This is a genomic window from Flavobacterium araucananum (genome assembly GCF_002222055.1).
GTDB lineage: Bacteria > Bacteroidota > Bacteroidia > Flavobacteriales > Flavobacteriaceae > Flavobacterium > Flavobacterium araucananum.
In genome coordinates this window covers 1-23,995 of the sequence record NZ_MUGS01000022.1, presented here as the reverse complement: position 1 = coordinate 23,995, position 23,995 = coordinate 1, and the positions used below count along the sequence as shown (strand labels likewise).

Below are 23,995 nucleotides of genomic sequence, written 5' to 3'. Positions count from 1 at the left end.
ACTTTTATATAATTTTAAGAATGACTACAGCCCCTTGGAGTTTAGCCAATAAAGAAATAAAAACAAAAGCAGAATGCTGTTACAGTGACCCTTTTAGGCATTCAAAGGCATTGTTTGGCAATATCCTTTAACGTTTTTGAAAAACTGTTTTGCGGAATATTGTTTCTTGCTGGTATAAATAAACAAGCTGTAGATATCTCTGGTTTTATACTTATGTACCTGCATACATATTTTCCTGCTTGCTTACGTACATGTGTATCTCCGTTCCTGAGATCCTGCATGATTACATGCATACTTTCCTTTATTCTCACATACGTGCGTGCGTCCTTTTATTCCTGCATGTCCGCCCTCAGATAACCTTTATAATCCTGAAATAAAAAGAACTTAATATTGTAGTGGTTCGTTTTTAACGATAGTTTCAACATTACATGGAGCATCAATGCTCCTGTAATTCAGCTTTTACACTGTAAATGCATTTTTTTCAATGGTTTTACTGTAAACAGACTTTTGCAAAATCCAGTAAAAAATGAAACAGCCTAAAGCTGTTTTTTCCTGCCAAATTTAATCCGCCTGAAAGAGCGGATTCTAGTGTTCACCAGAACACGGCAAGTTGTGTTTTGAGATGCTTGAAATGAATTCAGCATCTCAAAACCACTTGCTCTGCCGGGGGCTGAAAATACCTTCCGAAGTCAGGTCTTTTTGCAGTAGTTAAAAATTGATTTTCTAACAAATTGCAAGATCTATTCATGCCTGTTTTACAAAGACAGAACCTAAAATACTGAATATCATAAGCAAAATTCACTACTGATAGAGGGTTTTGTTTCCAACTTTTACAAAGATAATATGCTTTTTTATCATTTTGATAGTCATAATATGTCCATGAAAACAGGAGCTAAAAGTGATTTATATACTATGTTTTTCAGAAGTATCTTTTCTTTTTTCATCCAAAAATAATTCCCTTGCTTTGTCCAGAAACTCTGCTTCATCAATAGGCAGTAACACAATTGCAATTTTAAGTATATCTGCGATATCTATTTTTGAGTTGTCATCAAAAGTAGCTTCGTTCTCAACAGCAATTGCGCAAAGTTTCATTAGACTGGATATAATACCCATTAAATGATAGTAATCATAAACAGGAAAAGATACCGTAAAATCCTTTTTTTGTTTATCCTGTTTTAACAGTGTAAAGCTCATATTGCCTAATTCTTGTAATTCTTGCAGGTGTTTTTCAGGCGTTTCCATAATCATCCTTTATCTTTAGCTGATTTTTCCTCTTGTAATTTCAAGAATAACTTATGGCATTCATGTAATGCTTCGGCTTCATTGCACGGTAGGAGTTGAACCGCAATTTCCAATACACTTACGACATGAAAACTAGGATCTTCTACAGAACCGGAATTTTCAAGATCATTATTGTAAAGGCTATGAAGTGAAATTTTCAGCAAATCCCTTACAGTAAAAAGCAACTCTACATAATTAGTAAAGCTTATCTGTGCATTATATCTATCTTTGCTATTCTTATTAGGAGTTAGCGTTGTAAAGAATCGGGCTTTTGCTATTTCTTCAATAAAGTTTTCTATTGGCGTGCTTTCATTAGTTTCCATAATTTCTAGTTATTAATTACTATCTTTTTCATTTTCTATTTGACCTTGTCGACTAAGTTCCTTTTCTATTACTATTTCTGCTTGATTTTTAAACTTACCGCATCTTTCTTCCAATAACTCATAATATAAATAACTAACATCATTAGCCTTACTAAAACGCAAAGTACTCGGCTGTTGTTTAAGAAGTTTAAACATAGATTTATCTTCCTGAGTTTTACGGGGAAAAAAATCCGCAGTTATAGTAGTAAAATATTCACATAGATTAAATAGATGCTCTAATCCAAAGTGATTGGGTGTGTAGCCCATAAAAACACGAATCAAAGACAAACAGATCTGTTCCACTATTTGATGAAGAGAAGACGTTTTGACTTCGTCAGAAGAGTAGCTGTCATCATTGTAAACCCAGTTCCAAATTGTAGAAATATTAGTCTTCCTACTTGCTATATAATTTGATGCAGATTTTAAATTTCGTTTTGGAATTTCGGAAATGGTTAAATAGGCAGGTTTTTCTACATCCTGAAATAAAAGCTCTGAATTCTGCATGATCTGCCAAAAGAAAAACTGCTGGTCGTCGCAAGATTTTCTAAGATTACGCACGTGGTGCATAAGAATTGTAGCGGTTATAGAACCATGCGTTTTTGTTTTTATTTTATCACATATATCACTTGTCGCATTTTCTTTGGTTTCTTTTACAAGAACTAAGAGATATAAATGAACGTATTCTTTTTGTTCTTCCTTATCCAGAGAAAGTGTTTTGTTTGAACTGTAAGTAGTTTTATTCCTGCCAAGACAATAAATAGCAGATGTCTTAATATGTGCTGTAATTACTTCCTTTAGTCCTTCTTGCTGTGTAAATTCAATTGCATTCATAATTTTAATTTTTTAATTGATACTTGTGTAAAAAATTGTATTTTTGTTTAATACACAAGCAAGTAAGTAATTACTTGTAGCGTACCGTATCAAATTAACCCGTACCGTACATTGTTTTTCATGTATGGTACATGAAGCATACTTTTTTATTCATAATTATTATCTTTGAGCTATGAGTACATTAACAAAACCAAATCACATAGGGCGAAAAATTAGCCGTATTCGTGAACTAAAAGACATGAAGCAAGAAGCTTTGGCGCAGGCTATGGGAACAAACCAGCAGGCTGTTTCTATTATAGAAAATAGTGAGACTTTAGATGAAGAAAAACTAGCAGAAGTAGCAAAAGCTTTAGGTGTAAGCGTAGAAGCTATTAAAAACTTTTCTGATGAAGGTGTGATTAATTATTTTAATAATATATACGATAACGATTTTAGTCATAGTAATGGAGCGATACATTCAAATAATTGCTCATTTAATCCGTTAGATAAAATGATGGAAGTCGTTGACGAAAACAGAAAACTTTACGAACGTTTAGTTCAAGCTGAAAAAGATAAAGTCGAATATTTGGAAAAATTACTAAAAGCTAAATAAGCTTCTATAAAAGATACATTAATTCCACAAAGAGACTTAACAGTCTCTTTTTTGTTTTTAGAACATTTTTTGATCTACTAAATTACCAAAAACTAATACTATGAATAAAACTATAAAGCTTAGAGTGAAAAAAGAAATCGACAGAGATAATGAGCTTAAAGTATTAAAATTAAAAGGTTCTTTAATTACTAAAGGCTACACTGAAATCATTCACATTGCAGATGAAAATGAAGACTTTTATCTCAACTCTTTTTCAACTTCAATTGACCACAAAAAAGAAGCTGAGAATTTTGTTTTAGATTATATCTCAGTAAATAATTTAACCGATACAATTACTTTACTTTAAGGAGATAATTTCAGATTATATTCATATCTTCAAAATATCAGCAAAAAGTCTATCTGAAAAACACTCCGGATTTTTCGTATTCTAAAAGAGTCCTTAAAAAAAACACTTATTTCCTTTTCATTTTTTTTTTTGATTTTAAGAAATGAATACTCTCAAAAGACGATTAAAAAACTATTCCAAAAGAATAAAAAGCAAGCCAAGTTATTGGAGAATAAAAAAACGAAGTGCGCATAATGGCACCCCTCGTTCCTCGTCCTGCCCCTTCGGGACTTATAGCACTTCCTTTCCTGATTCTCCATTTTTTAACTGCTTTCTTTTTTTCCTTTTTCTTTTCGAAAGCAATTTATTGAAACAAAAATAGCCCCTCTGCCGATTAATCAAATTGAGTTTCATGGTCAAAATATGTCCATGTTACTCTAATCTCAAATAATCTTTTTAATTTAGTGTTTGCCTTTTAAATGTCTCAAAGATTGCCACGTTCCTGCAATCTGCAAGATGAACGGTTGTTGGACAACCGACTATCTTGCCACCTATTACCTCGGAACTCGGTGGTGGGAGAGACTTAAAAGTTATGAGTTTGAAAACCTGCAAATGAAGCGTAGCAAATTCAACAATACATGTAAAAACAATTTGAATTAATGAGTAAAATGAAAGATGATGGAAAGAGAAAATTCAAACAGAACACGCAGAATTGCACTGCGACTGACACCAGAAGAGTACAAAAAAATTGAGCAGAAATACAAAGCCAGCACTTGCAGAAAGTTAAGTGACTATCTGCGCAAACATCTATTGGACAAGTCTATTACAACCACTTACAGAAATCAGTCACTGGATGATTTTATAGAAGAAACCGTGATACTGCGTAAGGAATTAAATGCCGTAGGAAACAATTTAAATCAGGCAGTAAAAAGACTTCATACCCTGCAACAAATTCCAGAATTCAAAGTCTGGATTATCAGTTTTGAAATAGATAGAAGAATCATAAATAATAAAATAGACCAGATTGAAAGCCACACCTCAAAAATTACCGACAAATGGTTGCAATCATAAAAACAAGCCATTCCATTCGCAGTGTTTTTTACTACAATGAAAACAAAGTCAAAGCTGGGGTTGCCGAGTGTATCACAGCAGGAAACTATCCTTCCGATGTTGAAAAATTGAGCGATACCATGAAACTCAATCGGTTTATAAAACGAGCGGAATTAAACGAAAATGTAAAGTGCAATACGGTGCATATTTCGCTCAATTTTGACCCATCGGAAAAACATTCCAAAGAAAAACTAATAGCCATTGCCGATATGTATATGGAGAAAATAGGTTTCGCAGAACAGCCTTATTTAGTATACCAGCATCATGATGCAGGACATGCACATTTGCACGTGGTTTCCATAAATATTCAAAAAGATGGCAAACGTATTGATCTGCATCACTTAGGAATCAGAAAATCAGAACCTGCAAGAAAGGAGATTGAACAGCGCTTTGGACTCGTAAAAGCAGAAGGACAAAAAAAGAAAGAAGCATTTACTTTAGAACCAATTTCTATGGGAAGGATTCAATATGGAAGGATTGAATCAAAGAAAGCTATATTTAATGTTCTAAACACTGTTCTGAACCATTATAAGTATTCAAGCATTGCAGAACTAAATGCAGTACTAAAACAATACAATGTTTTGGCTGACCGTGGTAATGAGAATTCCAGAATATTTTCAGCAAAAGGATTGGTATATCGTATATTAGATGGACAAGGCAAACCAATTGGTGTTCCCATAAAAGCGAGTAGTTTTTATAATAAACCGACTTTGAAATTTTTAGAAGAAAAATTTAAGGTTAATGAAACCAGAAACTTATCCGACAAATTGCGTGTAAAAAATGCTATTAATATGGTATTATTCCTAGAACAGGCAATGCCTGTAAGCAAACTTGCAAAACTATTGGAAAGAGAAGGAATCCATACAGTTTTTAGACGAAGTACGGAAGGTCAGCTTTATGGTATTACCTATATTGACCATACTACAAAAAACGTTTTTAATGGCAATAGCCTGGGAAAAGAGTACAGCGCCAAAGCTATAGAAGAGCGATGCGGAATGAAGATTGCTGGTGAACAAAAAGGAAATCAGATTTATGAAAAACTCCCAGCTAAAGAATTGTTGATTGATGACCTTCAATATCAAAAAAATACAATTACTATCCCAAATTTGGTCAAGCTGTTGGATCTAATTACACGTGCTGAATATTCTTCTGATTATGTAACAAAACAGTTTAAACAAAAGAAGAAAAGAAGAATCCAAAGAAGGATTTAAAAAAGTTAAGGGTATGAAAATAAACCCTTAACTTTTTTTCCATTTTTTGTTAGTACATCCAATTCACTTGTTAATCTAGACGAACACCACTAATATTGTTTGCTTCATTTAGAAGAGAATTCCCTAATACAGTGTTTTTCTTAAAATACTTTCCTTCTAAATAATACTTTCCTAATGTATACTTTGCATTTGGATCATTTTCATCAGATGCTTTTTGCAGAAATTTTAAAGCTAGCTTTTTTGTTTCATCATCCAAAAAATCTAGATCAGGAATACTTGTTGAAGCATTTTTATCATCTAATTGCGCTAAAGTCATAAATACATTGTATGAAGCCTCTGAAAAATTCCATTTATTTGAAACTACAATTGAATAAATAAAAGTATTTTCTGATTTTCCCGATTTCATTATACTATCATAAAACTTTTTATCAAGATTATTTATTAATTTTTTATTAATAATTGCATTGGAATTATCCTCTTTTTTAGACTCTTCTAAATGTTTGTCATTATATTCAATAATATATTTTTTTTCATAATCCTTGATTGCTGAATTATAAACATAATCCGTGTAGAATTTCATTAATGTTGCGAGAACTATTAAACTTAAAATAATACTCATGAACAATTTTTTTTTCATAATTTTCTATTTAAATATTTATCTTGGTTTAGTAATATCATTTAGTGTAGCAGGATCTATTTCTGTAGGTTGCCAATTCCATGGTCGAGTTGCAACTAATTCACCACCTCGATAAATATTCCATTGTCCTCCTTGACTCTTTGTACCGGCATAAAACCTACCAGTACTAGTATCACTATCGGGTGAAACATATCTCGTTGCACCTACAAAAATAACTTTAGACAAAGCATCATTTCCTGAAGCAGTCTCAAGAATTCCATTTCGCACACCATTATTACAAGCATAAGATATAAATGTTCCTCCATTCTTTTTCATATCAGCCCACTTTTTATTAATGGTTGTACAATCTAGGAAACCATCAAGATCACTTGCCATTATCCAACGACCATCTTTCTTACTTCCTCTATAAGTGAAATGATCAGTATTTCCATGCCCAAAAAACCTTATAGCATCATCCGTTAATTCACTAATTAATGAATTTGCAGTAGATGTTAGCTTCTGTTCTTCAGCCGTTCTTTTATCCCATCTTCTATGAAATCCATTTACAGTTGCAGGGGGATCATCACTACCTCCAGATGGCTCACTCGAATATATTTGTATTGTAGAATCACTGTATCCAGCAATAGCTGTATTAAAATCAACAACTTTCCCATTATCAGTGTATTGCCCTTTATTTTTACCTTCCCAATTATAAACTGCTTGCATTCCATCAGGATCAATAAAAAAGACTGGATTATTAAGTGCGTATGCATAAGGGCTAAATCGTCTGGATGTTTCAGACAAAGGATCAATATTCATCCAACGACCAAGTGCAGGATCATAATTCCTTGCGCCGTAGTCATATAAATTTAACGCAAAGCCCCCAATACTCTCGTCTTGAAGCTCTTTTCCATTATACTTATACTTATAGGATTCTGTAAACCTTTTTTATATAAAACAGCCCCTTGCAAAAAATCTCCATATAAAGAACGTCCGGTTACATTTTTCTACAATACGAAAGTAGATTTAGTTCAACTATTTTCCTAATAAATTTTCACTTATAGCTATAAAAAAAGCCCCCATTTAAAATGGGGGCTAACGTGTTTATGAAGCATAATTTAAACTGCATTTCCAAATTCAAGATGATTTTTCACGAATTTCTTCTGTTCCTGTTTAAATTTAATATCTTGTTCAAGCTCATATTCTCTTTGTTTTTCAACTACCCTGTACCAGCTTAACGCCGGAATTACATTATCTGAATGTATCTCTAAACGTACAATAGTTTTTTCATTGGGCAAGCGATGCTCATTTAAAATTAAACTTAATTCCGTTTGTTTTAAATTGATATCCTCAGCAAATTTTTTCTGTACCTTATAGCTAAATTTAATATAAGTTTTAAGAAAAGATGCAAATGATCTATTCTTATCATATTCTCCTGACTTAGCATAATCCTCCATCAAGAAGCGCAATTGCAGAACTTTAGCATATAATTTTTGATTTTCAGTCAGGCTCTCTCTATTTTTTCTTCTAACTTCCGCTAGTTCTGCAGAGGATTCTTTTTCTTCCTTTTCAGATAGAGGATTCTTAAATACAATCGAATCCGCTACTTCTTCAAGGCTGTACTTTTCGTATATGTTTTTAGTTTTCATATCTGATATTTATTCATTAAATTAAACATTGGGGTACTTTCAAGATAGATTTGTATTCCGGCATTTTGAAACCCATATTGTGCCATATAGTAACTTTTTAACTCCGTTTTCGGATGCAGAGAAACAAAAGCATTATCAGCGTACAACCTAACTGATTCACGACATGCAAAGGCTATTAAATTTCCTGCTATCCCATCATAAATCTTATTCTTTCCTGTATTTATAACAGACGATGCCAACAATATTATCTCAACCCTGCTTTCACTTGGAATATCCTTAAGGGACATTAATCCTAAAATTTCATCATCATCCGGAATCTTCAATTTGTAAACGACATTCTTTTTTTCTAATTCCCAATCAAAATGGTAATCATCCTCTGTTATAAAAAGATAGTCTTCTTCTGAGACTAACTCTATAACAACATCTTTCTTTTGCGAACTCTTCACATGGGTTATTTCCATAATGTAAAAATACAAACAAATAATTTACAAATTTGTAAATTATTTGTTTTTTATAAATTATTTAATACTTCTTTTTAGCTTAGTAAATCCTACGATATTAAAACTTTTTCATCCCAAAAATAACTATCATAAACTTGGAAAATAGCGGTTAATCAATTCCCTCTGATGGGAGCAATTCACTTTGATGTATTTTTCCGTTGTCCCCGGCCATTTATGCCCCGCCAGCTCCTGCGCCTTTTCCAGTGAAATATTTTTTTCATTGAGCCAGTTGCAGATCACGCTCATTCTAATGGTCTGCGGATTGAGTTTCCGATCCGGAAATAATCCTTTTAAAGGGGTAATCATCGCATGAATGCTGTCCACTCCTATAGGCTTGCCAAGCTTTGTAATAATTAGTTTTTCGGTTTTACAGCGAAGCATTTCCAATCGGGTTTCCTGCAGGTAATTGAAAAACAAAATCATCTGCCTTGGTACTAGGTTCATTGTCCGTTTATTGAGATTTTTCGAAGCTTTGATATAAACCGTCCCATTATCCAGATCAATATCTTTTACAGTAAGCCTTATAATTTCATCGCTTGTCAATCCCTGATAGATCAGAAGGGATAGCAATACCTTGTTTCTGATATCCAAATGCCTGTAACGGTTCTCACGTTCCAAGAGCAGTTGCAGTTCTGGACTGCTGAACAAATCCTGCACCTGTATCGCCTGATTGCTGTTTACTTTAATATTCAGGCGTTTGCATGGATGGTCATTTCTGTAACCGCTCATGACCAGATAATCATAATATTTTTTGATTGCCGATAAAATGACAACACGATATTTGCTGTTGGACTGCCTTGTGCTTATTTCGTCCATATACTTGACGATATTCCCGTATTTGTACCTCTTGGCTTTCGGATTCAATTTTAAAAAGTGATTGATCGCAAACAGATAGCTTGATACCGTCTGCGGGCTGTAATTTTGGAGCAGGAACTGCTCCAGTGTCTGTTTTGTCATCGCTGATTACTTAAAAGGTTACAATCGGTTTTCGTTTCTTGTTTTTAAGAGCGTAGATATAGGTTGTATTGATATCGGAATGCCCCAGAAACCTTCTTATAAAATCAATCCCTGCATTATTCTCCGCCAGATGATTGGCAATGCTGTGCCTGAGGCAGTGGAGCGTAATATCTTTTTTTATCAGTTCAAAATTTTTAGTCTGCTCGATCATTTTCTTTAGGATATCATTCAGATTTTCCCCTGTGCTTCGCCTGCCTTTGGAATTAATGAAAAAGGCTTCTTCTATCTGGCTTTTCCCCGCCAGCCTCTGACTGCGCTCTTCCTGTATGTATTTTTTCAAGTACCCCATAACCGTGTCGCTCATGGGAACTTCACGCCTTTTGCTGTTTTTCCCGCTCCTGACCACAACCATTCCGGTAGCCAGCTTTACATCCTTTAAATCCAGCGCACTGATTTCAGAACGCCTGAGTCCGCATCCATAAGCTACGGAGAGCAGGGCACGTTCGAGTTCATTCTCGGCATGCTTGTACACCGTTTTTATTTCTTCAACACTGAGCGTATTTCTTGACTCTTGTGTTCCTCCCTCATAAGAGGGAATGTAATAGCCGTTTTCAATTTCCTTGTTTTCCATGAGGTTCAAAAGGAACAGTCCCTGCACAAAAAGATGAAATTTGATGCTTTTCTGCGACAGCGTTCCTTCTCCCCTGAGCTTTGGCCGTGCAATTAAATACTCAAAGTATTTGATTGATTCTTTGGAAGTCAGCTCCTGAATCCTGCTGATTCCCGATTCTTCCAGCCAGACCAGAAATTCTATCAGGGTATTCTGGTACATCCTGCTTTTGCCGGTCTTATAATTCCTGACCTTTATAAAACTGTCAAAGGCATCCAAGAGCCTTCGAAATTCTTTATTTTCTATCCTGTTTTTCATCTTTTTAATGTTCTTAAATTAATCTATTTTAAACCCGTCGCTTGCGCACTCCGTGGAACACGGAACACCAGTATCGTATGCTCAGTAAACACTGGGGCTTGCGTGTTCCGCTGGCGTTCCGGGGTGTTCCATTTTTGCGTTTTTTTTGCGTTTTTTATGGTTTTTGCGTTTTAAAACTGCTCCAATTGGGCATTCAGTTCTTTCCTGATTTTGCTTTTTAGTTTTTCCATATTGTCCCAGTAGCTTATCACATATTTAAAACCCCTGTTTACAGAGCCTTCAATTGCCTGAATGTATTCCAGTTCCTGCAACAACTGCATGTACCGGAATGAAGAGGTCTTGCTGATGTTGAGTTTTTGGCGTATTTCCCTATTGGTAAAACGGTGCGTTGTGCCGTTCTGCTGGCTCTTTACATAGCCTTTGAGGTTCTCAAAGAACTGTCTTGTGCTTTTGTCAAGTTCATCCACCTTGATAATGATGGAAGTAAAGAAAATATCAACGGCAGATTTAACGTCTTCCTTGGTGGCGATCAGCCTGCCTTTATTGTCCGTTTTTCTCTGGTACTGGTGCAGGATCGTAATCTGTGAAACAAAATTTTGAAACTGGCTGTTTAATCTTCTGAGCATCTTGGCTTCAAGTGGAAGCGTAAGTTTGTCCGCAAAGGGATTAATTACTTCATAGGATTTCAGTACCCGCATGGCGTTTCTGAGAAGCTGTGTCGCCTGAACCTCGTTTTCATTGTTTGCTTTTCCTGCGATTTTTTTGTTTTGAATCGCTATGATTCGCATCGTCTGCGCCTGGCTTTCATCTACGCCCAAGATTACAGAACGGCTCATGTTATCATAATATACCTCGGCTTTGGTTGTGGTCGTCATACTGGCAAAGTGTGCCTGTACCTGTTTGATTCTTCCCCTGTTGTTTCCGAAAATATCTTTGACCACCGTGGAGCTGGTCAGGAACTTGGCTGACTGCATTTCACGAAAGGCATACTGCGCCTCTTCGTCGAGTCCGTCAAAATCCTGAATCACAATTAGTTTATTGATCAGTTCCTTATCTCTGTAATGGTATAAGGATTTACTGGTAATACGGGTCATGTTCATCACATCTTCCTGAGGCATGCACTGCGCAATCCCGTTGATCAGATGGCTTTTTCCTTCCCCGCTTGATCCCTGCACGATGGCATGCATCAGATACGGCATTTTGTAGCTTGAAGCGAGCACGAAAAGTACCATCCTGTTTTGTTCTTCCCCGACAATCCCGTTCTGTTCCAAGAGCTTGTTTATGTTTTCCAGCAGGTTTGGTTTTGAAAGAAACTCGACCGCTTTCTCATGTGCCTGTGGTGTAAGTTCTTTTTCAGAGTAGCGATCCGTAACGGGATTTATTTCCGCATCAAAAAGTGCTTCACGGTGCTGTTCCAATAAATCGGTGAGCTGTAAAAAATCTGTTTCGAGCTCCTGAAAGTCAAAGCCCTGTTTTTCTGAGAGTTCCCCGCACTGGCTCTGCACGCTTCCAAAATCGAAGAGGTCAACTTTGAGCCTGTGTTTCTTCTGGGTAGTATGTGCCACAATCTGTAATGATACCCTGAGGTTTCCCAAATCCATTGGCAGGTTGCCCACGACATAAAATACTCCTGCGATGCCTGTATAGCTGATCTTGTAGCCGTTTACGATCTGCAGGGCACTTCCTGTCTTTTCTGTTTTTGCACTTTTTAAAAGATTCGATATTCCTTCACTTCCATAATTGACCCACATGTCATTCAGACTGTGCCCCTCGGGAAGTTCCACTATCGATAGTGGAACGTCGGGTCTGATCTCCTGCATTTGTAATCTGATCTTTTCCATTTTCTCACCGCTTAAAGATTATTATTTCTTCCAATTCATATAATGACCTGATAACTTCCAAATGCTGTTCCAGCAGTTCCCCGTCATGCAGGGCAATGACCGCTTCCCTTTGATCCAGTATCCTGCTTTGTATTAGACTGGCGCAGTCAATGACAGTCGGCGCGAGATACAGTTTTTTAGTAAGCGGATGAGGATATGCAGGATAAATTCCTTTCTGATTTAAATATTCTTCCTTTGGGCTGTCCAGATCAAAACGCAGTGCAAAATAATTTACAATGGCATTCTCTCTGTCCAGTAAGGGGAATATAAGCCCGTAGCGTCCAAAGACGGTATAGGCGGTCAGCGAATCATCCCGCACTCCTGCATCACTCTTGGTAATTACGCCCAGCTCTTCAAACCCTTCTTTTGTTTTCAAGGTTTTTCGGTGGTGGAACTGTCCTGAATTAAAGCCGATCCGAAGATCTGAATATTCCAGTCCGATGCTTTTAAGGTACTCCTTGGGCTTTAAAGCCTTCGCACTTCTGATGCCTGTTTCAAAAGACCGGAACAGTGTTTCTAAACTTTCCATAAATAGTAAAGGTTTTCCATTATTTTAGGCGGTAAGGCACGCCCAAGCCTTTGGCGGTACTGCTTTATATCTTAGAAGGTATAGAAGTCTGCCGGCAAATATAAAATGCAGTTTTGAAGTTATTGCAGTATTGGTAAGGGCTGGCACTATTTGTCTTTCGATGGCGTTACGTGCTCAGTACAATTTGCTTTTTCGGGGCTGGGGTGACCCAGCGATCTTGCAGATAGGTATCGGCTAAATGAGTTAAACTTAATCCAGCTTTCATAATTGCGGAAAATCGCAGGGCGGACACCTGATGCGATAAATTAAGGAGATGGTTTGGTACATAACCGGGGAATTGTATTTTTAATAGCAGGCAATTAAAAAAATCCCAATAATGTATCCTATCAATTTTTTATATACGGTACATTGAAAATCGTGTTTCATACATTTGATGTAAATAACACATGCTTAGAAAGAGACTTAAAGCTTTGGTTTCCTGCGCTTATCCTTGCGTTTCATCTGATTGGCAAATGCTGTTTCCTGAAAATCTTCCCCTTGATTTTCAGGCAGTAAGCTTCCAAACGCTTCAATAATATTGTTTTCCTGCCCGTTTTCGGGCATATTTTCTTTCCCTGAAAAGTCGGACTGGCTGTACGGCTCGCTGATCTGGTTTCCTGCAGGGGCAATTTCCTGTGAAACAGTGTTTTCTTTTTTGGACAGGTCTGCTTTATTGCCGTTATTCCACCATTCATTGAATGCATTGGCCGAAAGGTTTTTGCCAAGCTCTGATCCGTTGTAAACACAGCGGGATTCGTGGTCAATAAAAGTAATGCCGTAAATACGTCCAGTGTCATTTCTGCGTACCACGACATTGATGCCCTGTTCTAAAAGCTTTTTCTTAAATTTAGATTCGTTTGAAGTACCCTGCATCGCAGATTCGATCGTGGCTTTAACTGATCCCTTAGCCGGACTGTCTTTTAGTTTTATCCTGCTTTGCCCATAATGGGACTCAAGTTGTACTAATCCGGCATTTTTTCCAAACAGCGAAGCCTTGAAGGGATTGCTGGCTTTTTCTCCCTTGTCATTGAGCGCAAAATATACCAGTCCCTGTTTTGGGATTCCGTTGTATTCGCCCTTGATTTCTTCTGCCGTAATTTTGAAAAGGGAAAGAAGCGCATTATACGCCCCGAAAGTTTGGAACTGGTAGTATTTGGGCAGGTGGCGGATAACCGAAGCCATCTGGCTTTTTATATCGCCTTCTTTGTAATTTATGGGTTTGAATACAGGGCTCTGTGAGTTTTCTTTTTTTTCAACCGCAGAGATCAGTCCGTATTCTTTTTCGAGTGTCCGGCAGACAGCCATCGAACGCCTTTTTTCAAATTTGTCTGATATCTTCCTGCCGTCCCCGTCCACGCAGACCGATACGATATGGATATGCGTGCGGTCAATATCAGTGTGTTTGAATACTGCAAAAGGCTGATCTGCGTAACCCATTTCCTTCATGTACTCCTGTGCCATATTCTCAAAATCAGCATCGCTTACGGTATCTTTCGGGTCAGGGTTTAGTGAGATATGTAGTATCGGTTTTTCCGTCTTTCGGTTGGCCAGCAGATGCAGGTCAAAAGAACGGGATAACTGCTCCATGGAATAGCTTCCGTCAGCAGCTTCGATAATCTTCTGTGTAAACAGAATATGGGCATTCTGTTTTTCAACCTTTTGGTAATTGTAGGCCAGTGCACCATACAAGCTTGCGCCTCTTGCTATTTTCGCTATCATCTCATGGGTTTTCTTTCAGGTGCTTTGCTTCAAATTCCCCCGTAAGCTGTATTATCTTTTGTGACAGCAAAACAAGTTCTGCTGTCTGTTTTTCCAGCTTGTACAGATATGCCAGGGCTTTCTTTTCGGAAAAATTACTATTGAGCATTTTTACAACCTGATTGTAATTTACCCCCACAGCCCTGAACTGCCCGAATAAAGAAGTCAGGCGCACATAATATTCCATTGCAGTCTTGTCAACCTTTATCGTTTTGATGCCCTTTTGGAAAATGCACGCCGTGATAAAGTGCGCCATAACATTCATGCCGGACTGCTCATAAAGGGTTAGAAAACGGGCGTTTTCCTCGGCGGTAAGACTGATCGAATAGCGGTGCACGGCGGGATCTGCTTTGGGATGCCTGCCTCCTTTATACGCTCTGGGTGTATTGCTTTTCACTGGATTTAGTTTATTATTGGTCTGGGGATTTTATTCCATGCCTTTTCTTGGTCTGCTCTGGGTATTACCCCTACATGCCTAAGCCTTTTTTCTTGGGCATATTTTCTTGTTGCTGTTCATTCTGCCCTGTCTTAAAATCAATTTTCAAGGGCTGGTTGGTACGCTGTCTGAGTGACTCTTTTTCAGCCGGGCTTAGATTATTGTCCCCGCTATAGTTTAGGTTACGTAAAACCGTTTTCACCGGTCCCATAATATCCGCAGGCTTTGCAGGCTGTTGTGCAGGGTTCTTTTCCTTTGGGTCAATTTTGATTACCAGAAATTTTCCTAACAGCCCGCTGATACCTGTTTTTGTCGGGTTTCTAAGCTGTCTGAAAAAATTGGAAAAGAAATTGGTTAAAAAATTTCCGCCCCTGTCTATCCTGATAAACGGATTGCTCTGTCTGATGACCTTTTTTTTGTTTTTCTTCTTCTTTTCTTCTTCCGGTTTTGGCGGTGTGAACGGCTTTTTTTTCTTTTTCTCCACCTTATCCTTTTGCTTGTCTTTTTTCATGGTCTTTGATTTTAAGCCAAAAGGTAATTCTTATAGGTTCAGGCTCTGCTTTTTGGCACTCTGTGGCTTTGTTTGGCGGGACATGTCCGGTTTTGGACGGGATGGATTTTTATTTTATCCCAAAGAAATAATAAAAAGAAAACTAAGATAGGACGGGCTGGATCAGCCTGTCCAAAAGCTTACGGCATAATGTCTTGCTCGCGTACTCCCAAGCCACCCTTCGGGACTTATTCCGTTTCCTTTTGGCCTGTCTGCATCCCGTCCTGTAAAACTGCTTTCTTTTTCTTTTTTCCCTTTTTCTGTTTTCTTTGGAAAAATATTTTTTTTCTTGGTTTCTGTACAGGCTCAGTTGAGTGAGGTTTATAAATCTGCAAAGATTAAAGGTTTATAAAAAAGTATTTTTTACCTAAAAACTTAAAAAATGGGTTTGTTCTTTTCATTGAAGCTTGCCGTTATCTGCTGTTCGAACTCATGGAAATGATGTTCCAGCAGATTGCTGAGATAGGCATAGATGGTAATGTTGTCCTCTCCGATAACCTGAACGATACGGGTGAGCTTTTTGTGGTGGTCGGGATCGATATAAACTGATTTGCCGTGGCGTGCAGTAGTTTTTACTTCCCTGAAAAATATACTTTCATAGTCAGCCTGATTATTCCTTTTTGCCCGGCTCTGCTCTTTTGCTGTCGGCTTTTCCTTTTCTGGCTGTTCAGCAGGTGTTTCCGTATCGACATTAAACCCTTCTTTTCTCACTCCATCCACCATCAGATCCATCATTTTTCCTTCATCGATATTAGGTATCACTTTTTTTTCATTGTCGCTGTTCATCGTTTTTATTGTTTTATTTATTGTCAATTTTCGTTTTGCTTTTAAATCGTAGCGTATAACTGCACCTGTTTTTATCCGTAGCTCCTGTACGGTTAAAGGAGGTTCGACTGCATAAAAATGAACACAGCTGTCCGTCTGTCTTATCTGCTGTACAACTAATTGTGTCCGGTGCTGTACGGTTGTAAATGATGCCTTTGTTGTTGTACGTACCGTCATTTGTCTTTTCAGGCATTGGGAGCCACGTATCACCGTTTGTACGTTTCTCTGTTTACCTGATTTATTATCTGCTGGGACAAATAACAGGAAATATGGCCAGACTCTAAGAATGTGGCGCTCGAAGGCATTATTTGGCCTTCATTGGCCTGCTTGTAAAAAGCTATTACTCCAATACTCGTATCGAAATTCGAAATGGGAACTTCAGCTTTTTTTCTAAAAGAAATTACTTAATACCATTACAATAAAAAAAAGGGCAACAAGCCCTTTTAATTAAAATCCATCTGTAAAAATATTTTCGAGAGAAAATAGCAAGTTGTGTTTTGAGATGCTTGAAATGAATTCAGCATCTCAAAACAACTTGCCCTGCGGGGCTGGAAAACGTCTCCGAAGTCGCCGTTTTTATTATAGTTACAATTGGAAAAAAGTTACTGGGAGCCACTTTTATTTTTCTCATTTAGATGTTTTATATAAAGCAAATCCAGTAAATCTCCTTCTTCCAGTGGGATCAGCATTTCTATCACCCTGAGCAGACTTCCAACATATCTTTCAGGATCTTTAACATTTTCACCGCTTCCTTCAATTCCTTCTAAAGCAAGCATTCCAGCTTTTAGCAGATCCATTATCAGGCAGAACAGGTCGGAATATCCCTGCACATTTATTTCGAGATTGTGTATATCGTTCCGCATTTTTGATGCAGGTTTGAGCATTATAAAATAACGCTCAGGATTTTCAACCAGATTATTTAATTTGATTTTATTTTTTTTCATATCTATATATTTTATGAGTTAAATCGAGCATATCTGCATTTATGCAGTAATTTCAGCATTCGGAATTCTCTTTAGATTCATTAACTTTTTTTATTTTTTCAAGGCCTCTTTCACGCATAAGCTCTCCCGCATCAAGCATTTTTATTAAATGGATGTACGGAGTCGTAAGGTCAATATCCCCCTCTTCTTTGTATGGAGACAATGAAAGACTCACTATTTCAGAAAGGAAAAATTCAAACTCCTTAAGGCTTTTCTCTGCAAATGCCTTTCGAAATACTGTGAAAGGATTGTCATATTCCTGCTTTGTCAGTGAAGTGAGATGAAATACATCTTCGGAGCGGACTGACTCTTTCACTCTCCATTTACTGCTTTTTTTATGCAGGCAGTAGTATGTTTTCAAAAATGAGCATATTGCTTTATAGAATATAAAAATCCCGCTTGATTTATCATTACTGCAGATTTCTTCCTTAAAGCTGTACAGTACTGCCTGTGTTAAATTTCGCTTATAGTAGTCAAGATGCGCAAAATCAAAAAGGGCATCAGATGCTTCAAATGGATTTCCCGCCTCAAAACCAGCCCAGAACTTGGTTTCAAAGTTTTTTTTCTTCTTTTTCATGATTTAAAAAATTAGTTATCCATTTGTTCATTTTTATTTTCGCTATTAATCTCTAAATAGAGCTTATGCAGTTTATCAAGCCCTTCGGCTTCACTACACGGCAGTAGCTGTATTGCAATTTCCAAAATACTCGTAAGATGAAAAGCGGGATCTTCGATCTGGCTGGAATTCTCAAGATCTGAATTCTCCAGTGTGTGAAGTGCTATTTTGAGCAGATCCTGTATTGTATAAATGAGTTTTATGTAGCTCGTAAATTTTATATCTGCATGATAAATACCTTCTTTCTCTCTCTGCGGGGTCAATGTTTTAAAATAAAAACTGCTTTTCAGTTCTTTGATAAAATCATCCCCCTTTTTATTTTCATTGGTTTCCATATTCTTTAAATATTTGTTTGGTTTGCTCAGCATACTGCTGATACATTGTTTTTACTTCATTCATCAGCCACTTCACTTTTGTATATGCTGACTCAACAATTTCTGCAGTTAGCGGTTCGATTTCTTCTCCCCATTGGACTGCTTTTCGGGCAAGATCAAGCTTTCTTAAAACTTCTTTCTCTTCTTTGTTATCTAAATCAAAAGTGTTTCCTAATACATTATTAAACTTCGCAATGCGCTCCTGCTGGTCTGCAATGTTTCCATCCGCCACCCATTCACCTGTCAGAATCCACGAGGCATTAATAAAAAAATATCGGAACTGCTCATTTATAACATACAATGCCATTAAATGATTCTCGTTTCCACGGTGGTACTTTAAATCTCTGCCAATAGTATTGGCCTCTGCTATCCACATTTGATAATTTGCAAAAGTCTTTTTCAAAAGCCGTTTCATATTTATTTTTTTTATATCCAGAACAGGTTTGCCTCCGGTATTTCTATACACAAGATCTGTTTCTTTACAATTGAAAAGAAAAAATAAATTTCCTTTTCCGACTTCTCTCTTTATACACTCCTTGTCAAAAAAACAGAATGAAAAAGTATTGTAGTTTTCAATTACTTTCCATAAATGGAAGACAACATCGTCATAGTAATGGGGGCTTTTTTTGCTCACAACAACTGTCAGAATCCCTATTTTTGATTCTACAGCAGAATCCGAAAAGTAAATACAATCAGCTTCTACAAACTCTACTAGGAGTTTCAATGTTTTCTTGACTGTGCGATATTTGGGATGGTCTTTCTGTGTTAAAATATTATAGTACATGATCTGTATGTTTAAAGTTCAGCCGAAATCAGGTTCTCAGTACGTCTTAATTCATCTTTTACAACAGATGTGCAGAAACCAGCAAAATCATTGTATCGATCCTGCAAAAGATTCATATCCACTTCAGAAAAAGTATCTGCACCGCTGTATCTTAGCGAAGCATATGATCTGCTTAATATCGTAAACAAGTTTCTGTCCTGCTCTGTAACCCTCGGAAAGTAACTGCTTATTTCAGGGTTAAAATGATCGCAGATTTCTAATAGATAAGAAAGGGAAAAATGATTTGGAGAATACCCCATAAACAAACGGATCATCCCAAGACAGATCTGTTCTGTCATAGTATGGAGCATCAAACCTTTAAGGGGTGCATAACATGCCCATTCATAATCTTCCTGCCATTTTTCCATATTGTTCACCACAATATTTCTATAGCACAGGTATTCTTTTGCAGATGTTATACTGCGGACTGGAAGATCTCCAAATTCCGGAACAGCAGATTCTTTTTTAAACAAAGCCTTTCCATTTTTTATAACATTTAAAAAGAAATATTTCTGATCGCCTGTTGCGCTCTTAAGCTCTGAAATATGATGAATCAAAAGTGTTGCCGTGCACTGCTCTTTTTTTCTGCTTTTAATAATATCAGCCAGATCATGCACTGCATTTACTTTACTTTCTTTGACAAACACTAATAGATAAAAGTGTTTGACCCTTTTTTCCGCTGTTCCAAAACAATAAACTGCCTCAGTCTTAAGATAAGAAGTAACTGTATCACTGACAATCTTCTCATAGTCTATTACTGCATCATTTAAATTGTCTGTAATCTGTTTTGGCTCAATAAAAAAACTGGATTTTTCCTCGCAGTAAGAAAGCTGGTCTTGAAAGATTTTCTTAGTTTCTTTTAAAATGCGGTAAAGTTTCTTTTGTGCTTCTTTAACCCTGTCTTTCTTAATTTTTGTTTTGCCTCCATAAGGAAATTCAATCCTTGCTCTATCAAGCAAATCAGTAATTTCTTTATCCTTACCATGATCAGTATTGAACACCTGCTTCAAAATAGGTGCATAGTCCTTTATCGTATTTAAGTGCTCTAGTGTATAATGATTCGAATGAGATTTTCCCATGACCAGTTCTCCGATTATACCAAAAAGAAGGTTGACCGCCTGATGGATTGTATAGAGTGCCATATAATGGTTATTTGTTCCTTCATAATGCTGGGAACCTCTTCTTAATGATTCTGCTTTGGCTAAAAGCCCGCTGTTTTTCTTTATTGCTTTTTTAAGCAGAACAGATACAGTGGGAATATCTTTTTTAATCTTAAAATCAAACTCCTCGTTTTTAAACAGGCTTACGTTTGATAAATACCACTTTAAATAATATAAGCTCCCATGTTTTAAACGATGCAGTACATCCCATAGATTTATAATCACATAAGGAACAGATGGATATTTTTTTAAAACCTTTTCTGCCCATTCATACATTTCCGATGCAATCTGCTGTGAATCTTCCTTTAAGATTATAGTAAGTATATAACCTCTTTTACCTGCGGTCTCTGCCTCATGCAGGGTGACCGCTGTAATGTCCATAAATGATTGGAGCTCTCTAACGGCATTCTCCAATTCTTTCTGCTGTTGAAATTGAATTTCACTCATAATTTTACTTTTTTTAATTAATACTTGTGTGAAAAATTGTATTTTTGTTTAACACACAGGCAAGTAAGTGATTAGTCGTACTGTACCGTATCAATTTGTATCATACCGTACAGTAAAAATTCTATATCATACATAGAACTTACTTTTTTATTCTTAATTATTATCTTTGAGCTATGAGTACAGTAACAAAACCAAATCACATAGGACGAAAAATCAGTCGTATTCGTGAATTAAAAGACATGAAGCAGGAAGCACTGGCGCAGGCCTTGGGAACAAACCAGCAGGCGATTTCAATTATGGAAAACAGCGAGACAATTGAAGAAGAAAAACTAATCGAAGTAGCAAAGGCTTTGGGAGTAAGCCTCGAAGCAATTAAGAATTTTTCAGAAGAAGGTGTCTTTAATTATTTTAACACTTTTAACGATTCAGGCAATAATACTTTTGCAAATAATGTATGCCATTTTAATCCATTAGATAAATTAATCGAATCCCACGAACAGCAGATCAAACTTTACGAGCGTTTGGTTCAGGCTGAAAAAGATAAAGTCGAATATTTGGAAAAATTACTAAAAGCTAAATAGGCTTTTATAAAAGACATATTAATTCCAAAAAGAGACTTTCGAGTCTCTTTTTTGTTTTCAAACATTTATATATTTTAATAAAAAGCTTTGTCCTAAAATAGTGTACAAAAAAATATTTTGATTTCTTAAAAATATTATTACCTTCAATATTATTCAACTTAAAACTAGTGATATATGACAGCAGAAGAAGATTTTATTAGAGTTGTAACAAATGTATTTAGTGGTATTGAGTAGTAGATTTTTTATATGATAAAAGTGTAGTAAAAAAAGTTGAAGAAGCCGAAGATCCTTTAAATGAATTCGAGAAACAAACAAGTAATGTTATACAGATATTAGATAATCGTATTATGTTTGGACTAATTCATAAAGATGAAAGAGATCGACTTGTTAATGAGGCAGTGAGAATAAAAAACGAGTGTATGAACAGTTAAAAAATTAATATTTAAGTCCGTATATGACTTTTTTTAATGATATTAGATATATTAAGTTTCTTCTTTTGGCACTTATGCTGGCTTCAGATATTGCTTTAATTATTTACAAATTGAATTAAATATCAATAAATTCATCAATCATTTTAAAATCATTCGAACTTGAAAAAATAAATCTTTCTGACTGAAAAAATTGTAGTGAATTTAAATTTAAAATATTTTCGTAAGGTAACTTTTCAAGATTTAGTATTCCGTGTTTATTCTGCAAATACTTTTCACAGCAACAACACAGCAATAAAGAATCCGATATTGGTAGATAAATTTCAATACCATAGCTATCTAGTCCAAGAGTACCACGAAATTCATTACTATTAACGCTATTTTGCAAAACAACAGGATTATCTGAAGAATAAAACAACTTTTCACTTTCACCTAAAAACCAAACCTTATTTTTAATTGCCTTCGAAAATAATGATGCCGATTCAAATAGCGAAAACCAAAGAGATTTATGATCTAGTTTCTCTTGGGCAACCCCAAAAGCTTCTGCTACTTTTTCAGTGAAGTCTAAGGATTGGCTTTTAATTAAATTAAGTCTCCATTTCGTTCTTATAAATTGGATCGCAATAAAATATGACAACCTTTCTCTTTCTATATCCGTTATTATGAGAATATTTTTGTGTTGAACTATTTTTTCAAGTATAGGAGCAACTTCTCTTTCAACCTTTCCAATTTCATATTCAAAACTAAATTCTTTATTATTTTCAATTTGGTCATAAAAAAAATCCTCACTAGCAACTTTAGAAATTGGTCGTTCTTTTATTGAATTCCAATTATTCTCTTTTGCTACCTTGTCGTATGTCCAAATAAATGATTTTTTAGAACTGGCAAAATTTTTTAATAAAAACTGAGGCACATAGTGCTGATTTCTGGTATGTTCCATATATTTATTATTTTGACATTTTTAAAAAGACAAGCTCAAATAAAATTTTTATTGTCTCTTATATTTCCAATAATTATTTCTTCAATAACTTCTTTTTTCCATACTATACCTAACTGTGCATCTAGTTCTGTTTCACCTGTAATTCTTCCAGAATAAATCCCTATGAATCCCTGAATCTCTCCAATGATAGTATTAGAATTTAACTTTCCACTCTCATCTGTATGTATTCCTGTTCTTCTAAAAACAACGGGAGAACCTGACATTCCTGATTTACTGGCTGTATCAATAAAGAATTTTGGTAATTTATCCTGATCTATATCCGGCTCTGTTGCCACACTTCCTCTTTTCCAAATTGGAAAAATACCACTTCCTTTCAATGAATATGGATAACCTAAGACGAATACATCATCTGCAACTTTAAGACTAAAATTATCATATTTTATTTTATTAATTGAATGGATAATACCTTTAAAATTTTCAGGTATTTCTATTTCAATTGCCACTACATCTACATTTTCCCTATGAATTGGATGAATAAGCCAATTAGAAACATTATTTTCATATAGCTCTATTTGGAAATTATCCCAGGCTGTTTGATTTTCAACAAGCAATGAAAAAGATAATACGTCTGGAATCCCTCCATGAGCCGCAAGTGCTTTTTTAGTAATTGGATTCAATCCAGTAACATTATGCCAATTTGTGATTAGATAAAATTTATTTAAATATTCATACATAAAAGCGGTACCAGTAGCAAGTTTTTTTTGTGTTTCATGTAGATACATTGAAATGGGAATAGTAGTAAAAGACAATGGATTTGGGAAAATTTCTTTCATTTTTATAAATTAAATTCCAATTAAAAACTAAGATTACAATTCTGGTTGTGCTAAGGTATCAATATTTTCTTCGAATAATTTCTTCTTTTTACATTAAGTAAATAATCTTATTGTTTTTTTATTAAATTCGTTTTATGAACATCTTCGAAAAAATAGGAGTAATATCTTCCTTCTTAGGAATACTTTCATTTTTTAAAACGAGTGTAGATGTATGTGCATTTTTTAAAAAATTTCCGTTTGTTCTCTTCAGTAGAACAAGAGGTTGTTTTAAAAAAAAATATTAATAATATTTGTTTTTCTAAAGAGGTCTAAATATTTTTAATAATTTCTTCAAAAAAAATATTTTTCATAAGTTAAATACTACATAAATAAAGTTGATTTTCATTTTTAATAATGTAAAATAATGCACTAAACAATAGTTTTTCTAATTG

General features: G+C 35.6%; 26 protein-coding genes and 1 pseudogene. 5 read left to right on the top strand and 22 right to left on the bottom strand.

All coding sequences use genetic code 11. The features are described from left to right. Positions 1-903 precede the first annotated feature (903 nt). From B0A64_RS13255 to B0A64_RS13245, 3 genes are read right to left on the bottom strand one after another with little or no spacing between them, the layout of a single operon-like run. A complete protein-coding gene (locus tag B0A64_RS13255) occupies positions 904-1,242 on the bottom strand; it encodes a hypothetical protein (protein ID WP_123875918.1) in 339 nt (112 codons plus the stop codon). Positions 1,243-1,244: 2 nt separating this feature from the next. Continuing rightward, positions 1,245-1,604 (bottom strand): hypothetical protein, encoded by a 360-nt coding sequence (locus B0A64_RS13250; protein ID WP_089480004.1) that lies wholly within the window; start codon positions 1,602-1,604, stop codon positions 1,245-1,247. A gap of 12 nt (positions 1,605-1,616) precedes the next feature. After that, entirely contained in the window at positions 1,617-2,474 is an 858-nt protein-coding gene (locus B0A64_RS13245; RefSeq protein WP_089480003.1) for a hypothetical protein, read from the bottom strand. 172 nt (positions 2,475-2,646) lie between these two features. Here B0A64_RS13245 and B0A64_RS13240 point away from each other — a divergent pair, with 172 nt between their 5' ends. The 4 genes from B0A64_RS13240 to B0A64_RS13225 all read left to right on the top strand — a co-directional run bounded on the left by B0A64_RS13240 (position 2,647) and on the right by B0A64_RS13225 (position 5,712). After that, complete coding sequence (locus tag B0A64_RS13240) at positions 2,647-3,066, top strand: helix-turn-helix domain-containing protein (RefSeq protein ID WP_089480002.1); 420 nt, start codon at positions 2,647-2,649, stop codon at positions 3,064-3,066. Positions 3,067-3,166: 100 nt separating this feature from the next. Beyond that, the gene (locus B0A64_RS13235; protein ID WP_089480001.1) at positions 3,167-3,412 is read left to right on the top strand and encodes a hypothetical protein; all 246 of its coding nucleotides are present in this window, start codon (positions 3,167-3,169) and stop codon (positions 3,410-3,412) included. Between the two features lie 657 nt (positions 3,413-4,069). Next, the gene (locus B0A64_RS13230) at positions 4,070-4,462 is read left to right on the top strand and encodes a plasmid mobilization protein (protein ID WP_165769810.1); all 393 of its coding nucleotides are present in this window, start codon (positions 4,070-4,072) and stop codon (positions 4,460-4,462) included. Continuing rightward, a complete protein-coding gene (locus B0A64_RS13225) occupies positions 4,447-5,712 on the top strand; it encodes a relaxase/mobilization nuclease domain-containing protein (protein WP_089479999.1) in 1,266 nt (421 codons plus the stop codon). Before B0A64_RS13230 ends, B0A64_RS13225 begins: the two co-directional genes overlap by 16 nt. A gap of 70 nt (positions 5,713-5,782) precedes the next feature. Here the strand turns inward: B0A64_RS13225 and B0A64_RS13220 are convergent, their stop codons facing one another. The 17 genes and pseudogenes from B0A64_RS13220 to B0A64_RS13140 all read right to left on the bottom strand — a co-directional run bounded on the left by B0A64_RS13220 (position 5,783) and on the right by B0A64_RS13140 (position 20,782). After that, positions 5,783-6,331, bottom strand: coding sequence for a hypothetical protein (locus B0A64_RS13220; RefSeq protein ID WP_165769809.1), 549 nt, complete (start codon positions 6,329-6,331; stop codon positions 5,783-5,785). A 36-nt stretch (positions 6,332-6,367) separates the two neighbouring features. Beyond that, positions 6,368-7,246: pseudogene (locus tag B0A64_RS25755) on the bottom strand (RHS repeat-associated core domain-containing protein); the annotation flags it as partial. Positions 7,247-7,446: 200 nt separating this feature from the next. Continuing rightward, positions 7,447-7,977 carry a hypothetical protein gene (locus B0A64_RS13210; protein ID WP_089479996.1) on the bottom strand — a complete coding sequence of 177 codons (531 nt, stop codon included), beginning with the start codon at positions 7,975-7,977 and terminating at the stop codon, positions 7,447-7,449. Then, on the bottom strand, positions 7,974-8,438 hold the full coding sequence (locus B0A64_RS13205; RefSeq protein ID WP_089479995.1) for a hypothetical protein: 465 nt from the start codon (positions 8,436-8,438) through the stop codon (positions 7,974-7,976). Before B0A64_RS13205 ends, B0A64_RS13210 begins: the two co-directional genes overlap by 4 nt. A 126-nt stretch (positions 8,439-8,564) precedes the next feature. Continuing rightward, positions 8,565-9,434 carry a tyrosine-type recombinase/integrase gene (locus tag B0A64_RS13200; protein WP_089479994.1) on the bottom strand — a complete coding sequence of 290 codons (870 nt, stop codon included), beginning with the start codon at positions 9,432-9,434 and terminating at the stop codon, positions 8,565-8,567. Between the two features lie 10 nt (positions 9,435-9,444). Continuing rightward, on the bottom strand, positions 9,445-10,362 hold the full coding sequence (locus tag B0A64_RS13195; protein WP_089479993.1) for a tyrosine-type recombinase/integrase: 918 nt from the start codon (positions 10,360-10,362) through the stop codon (positions 9,445-9,447). Between the two features lie 170 nt (positions 10,363-10,532). Beyond that, positions 10,533-12,203, bottom strand: a complete 1,671-nt coding sequence (locus B0A64_RS13190) for a hypothetical protein (RefSeq protein WP_089479992.1) — start codon at positions 12,201-12,203, stop codon at positions 10,533-10,535. A gap of 4 nt (positions 12,204-12,207) precedes the next feature. Then, a complete protein-coding gene (locus B0A64_RS13185; RefSeq protein ID WP_089479991.1) occupies positions 12,208-12,771 on the bottom strand; it encodes a hypothetical protein in 564 nt (187 codons plus the stop codon). 462 nt (positions 12,772-13,233) lie between these two features. Continuing rightward, positions 13,234-14,529: a conjugal transfer protein MobB gene (mobB, locus tag B0A64_RS13180; RefSeq protein ID WP_089479990.1), complete on the bottom strand. Its 1,296-nt coding sequence runs from the start codon at positions 14,527-14,529 to the stop codon at positions 13,234-13,236. Position 14,530: 1 nt separating this feature from the next. Continuing rightward, entirely contained in the window at positions 14,531-14,965 is a 435-nt protein-coding gene (gene mobA, locus B0A64_RS13175; protein WP_089479989.1) for a conjugal transfer protein MobA, read from the bottom strand. 70 nt (positions 14,966-15,035) lie between these two features. Beyond that, positions 15,036-15,515, bottom strand: coding sequence for a hypothetical protein (locus tag B0A64_RS13170; protein WP_089479988.1), 480 nt, complete (start codon positions 15,513-15,515; stop codon positions 15,036-15,038). A gap of 414 nt (positions 15,516-15,929) precedes the next feature. Continuing rightward, a complete protein-coding gene (locus B0A64_RS13165) occupies positions 15,930-16,340 on the bottom strand; it encodes a DUF3408 domain-containing protein (RefSeq protein WP_089480029.1) in 411 nt (136 codons plus the stop codon). A gap of 641 nt (positions 16,341-16,981) precedes the next feature. Beyond that, positions 16,982-17,323 (bottom strand): hypothetical protein, encoded by a 342-nt coding sequence (locus B0A64_RS13160; RefSeq protein WP_089479987.1) that lies wholly within the window; start codon positions 17,321-17,323, stop codon positions 16,982-16,984. A gap of 52 nt (positions 17,324-17,375) precedes the next feature. After that, positions 17,376-17,939 carry a hypothetical protein gene (locus B0A64_RS13155; RefSeq protein WP_089479986.1) on the bottom strand — a complete coding sequence of 188 codons (564 nt, stop codon included), beginning with the start codon at positions 17,937-17,939 and terminating at the stop codon, positions 17,376-17,378. 11 nt (positions 17,940-17,950) lie between these two features. Next, on the bottom strand, positions 17,951-18,313 hold the full coding sequence (locus B0A64_RS13150) for a hypothetical protein (protein WP_089479985.1): 363 nt from the start codon (positions 18,311-18,313) through the stop codon (positions 17,951-17,953). Next, entirely contained in the window at positions 18,300-19,136 is an 837-nt protein-coding gene (locus tag B0A64_RS13145; RefSeq protein ID WP_089479984.1) for a hypothetical protein, read from the bottom strand. Before B0A64_RS13145 ends, B0A64_RS13150 begins: the two co-directional genes overlap by 14 nt. 11 nt (positions 19,137-19,147) lie before the next feature. Next, on the bottom strand, positions 19,148-20,782 hold the full coding sequence (locus tag B0A64_RS13140) for a hypothetical protein (RefSeq protein WP_089479983.1): 1,635 nt from the start codon (positions 20,780-20,782) through the stop codon (positions 19,148-19,150). A gap of 173 nt (positions 20,783-20,955) precedes the next feature. Here B0A64_RS13140 and B0A64_RS13135 point away from each other — a divergent pair, with 173 nt between their 5' ends. Continuing rightward, the gene (locus B0A64_RS13135; protein ID WP_089479982.1) at positions 20,956-21,363 is read left to right on the top strand and encodes a helix-turn-helix domain-containing protein; all 408 of its coding nucleotides are present in this window, start codon (positions 20,956-20,958) and stop codon (positions 21,361-21,363) included. A gap of 546 nt (positions 21,364-21,909) precedes the next feature. On the opposite strand, the gene B0A64_RS13130 is transcribed toward B0A64_RS13135, so the two are convergent. Both B0A64_RS13130 and B0A64_RS13125 read right to left on the bottom strand, forming a co-directional pair. Next, positions 21,910-22,731, bottom strand: a complete 822-nt coding sequence (locus tag B0A64_RS13130) for a DUF4238 domain-containing protein (RefSeq protein WP_089479981.1) — start codon at positions 22,729-22,731, stop codon at positions 21,910-21,912. Positions 22,732-22,766: 35 nt separating this feature from the next. Further along, a complete protein-coding gene (locus B0A64_RS13125; protein ID WP_089479980.1) occupies positions 22,767-23,564 on the bottom strand; it encodes a serine protease family protein in 798 nt (265 codons plus the stop codon). Between the last annotated feature and the right edge of the window lie 431 nt (positions 23,565-23,995).

What these genes read in the sequence shown, in the direction of transcription:
- B0A64_RS13255 (WP_123875918.1), bottom strand. Translation starts at nt 1,242, where the DNA reads ATGGAAACGCCTGAAAAACACCTGCAAGAATTACAAGAATTAGGCAAT.
- B0A64_RS13250 (WP_089480004.1), bottom strand. Translation starts at nt 1,604, where the DNA reads ATGGAAACTAATGAAAGCACGCCAATAGAAAACTTTATTGAAGAAATA.
- B0A64_RS13245 (WP_089480003.1), bottom strand. Translation starts at nt 2,474, where the DNA reads ATGAATGCAATTGAATTTACACAGCAAGAAGGACTAAAGGAAGTAATT.
- B0A64_RS13240 (WP_089480002.1), top strand. Translation starts at nt 2,647, where the DNA reads ATGAGTACATTAACAAAACCAAATCACATAGGGCGAAAAATTAGCCGT.
- B0A64_RS13235 (WP_089480001.1), top strand. Translation starts at nt 3,167, where the DNA reads ATGAATAAAACTATAAAGCTTAGAGTGAAAAAAGAAATCGACAGAGAT.
- B0A64_RS13230 (WP_165769810.1), top strand. Translation starts at nt 4,070, where the DNA reads ATGGAAAGAGAAAATTCAAACAGAACACGCAGAATTGCACTGCGACTG.
- B0A64_RS13225 (WP_089479999.1), top strand. Translation starts at nt 4,447, where the DNA reads ATGGTTGCAATCATAAAAACAAGCCATTCCATTCGCAGTGTTTTTTAC.
- B0A64_RS13220 (WP_165769809.1), bottom strand. Translation starts at nt 6,331, where the DNA reads ATGAGTATTATTTTAAGTTTAATAGTTCTCGCAACATTAATGAAATTC.
- B0A64_RS13210 (WP_089479996.1), bottom strand. Translation starts at nt 7,977, where the DNA reads ATGAAAACTAAAAACATATACGAAAAGTACAGCCTTGAAGAAGTAGCG.
- B0A64_RS13205 (WP_089479995.1), bottom strand. Translation starts at nt 8,438, where the DNA reads ATGGAAATAACCCATGTGAAGAGTTCGCAAAAGAAAGATGTTGTTATA.
- B0A64_RS13200 (WP_089479994.1), bottom strand. Translation starts at nt 9,434, where the DNA reads ATGACAAAACAGACACTGGAGCAGTTCCTGCTCCAAAATTACAGCCCG.
- B0A64_RS13195 (WP_089479993.1), bottom strand. Translation starts at nt 10,362, where the DNA reads ATGAAAAACAGGATAGAAAATAAAGAATTTCGAAGGCTCTTGGATGCC.
- B0A64_RS13190 (WP_089479992.1), bottom strand. Translation starts at nt 12,203, where the DNA reads ATGGAAAAGATCAGATTACAAATGCAGGAGATCAGACCCGACGTTCCA.
- B0A64_RS13185 (WP_089479991.1), bottom strand. Translation starts at nt 12,771, where the DNA reads ATGGAAAGTTTAGAAACACTGTTCCGGTCTTTTGAAACAGGCATCAGA.
- mobB (WP_089479990.1), bottom strand. Translation starts at nt 14,529, where the DNA reads ATGATAGCGAAAATAGCAAGAGGCGCAAGCTTGTATGGTGCACTGGCC.
- B0A64_RS13170 (WP_089479988.1), bottom strand. Translation starts at nt 15,515, where the DNA reads ATGAAAAAAGACAAGCAAAAGGATAAGGTGGAGAAAAAGAAAAAAAAG.
- B0A64_RS13165 (WP_089480029.1), bottom strand. Translation starts at nt 16,340, where the DNA reads ATGAACAGCGACAATGAAAAAAAAGTGATACCTAATATCGATGAAGGA.
- B0A64_RS13160 (WP_089479987.1), bottom strand. Translation starts at nt 17,323, where the DNA reads ATGAAAAAAAATAAAATCAAATTAAATAATCTGGTTGAAAATCCTGAG.
- B0A64_RS13155 (WP_089479986.1), bottom strand. Translation starts at nt 17,939, where the DNA reads ATGAAAAAGAAGAAAAAAAACTTTGAAACCAAGTTCTGGGCTGGTTTT.
- B0A64_RS13150 (WP_089479985.1), bottom strand. Translation starts at nt 18,313, where the DNA reads ATGGAAACCAATGAAAATAAAAAGGGGGATGATTTTATCAAAGAACTG.
- B0A64_RS13145 (WP_089479984.1), bottom strand. Translation starts at nt 19,136, where the DNA reads ATGTACTATAATATTTTAACACAGAAAGACCATCCCAAATATCGCACA.
- B0A64_RS13140 (WP_089479983.1), bottom strand. Translation starts at nt 20,782, where the DNA reads ATGAGTGAAATTCAATTTCAACAGCAGAAAGAATTGGAGAATGCCGTT.
- B0A64_RS13135 (WP_089479982.1), top strand. Translation starts at nt 20,956, where the DNA reads ATGAGTACAGTAACAAAACCAAATCACATAGGACGAAAAATCAGTCGT.
- B0A64_RS13130 (WP_089479981.1), bottom strand. Translation starts at nt 22,731, where the DNA reads ATGGAACATACCAGAAATCAGCACTATGTGCCTCAGTTTTTATTAAAA.
- B0A64_RS13125 (WP_089479980.1), bottom strand. Translation starts at nt 23,564, where the DNA reads ATGAAAGAAATTTTCCCAAATCCATTGTCTTTTACTACTATTCCCATT.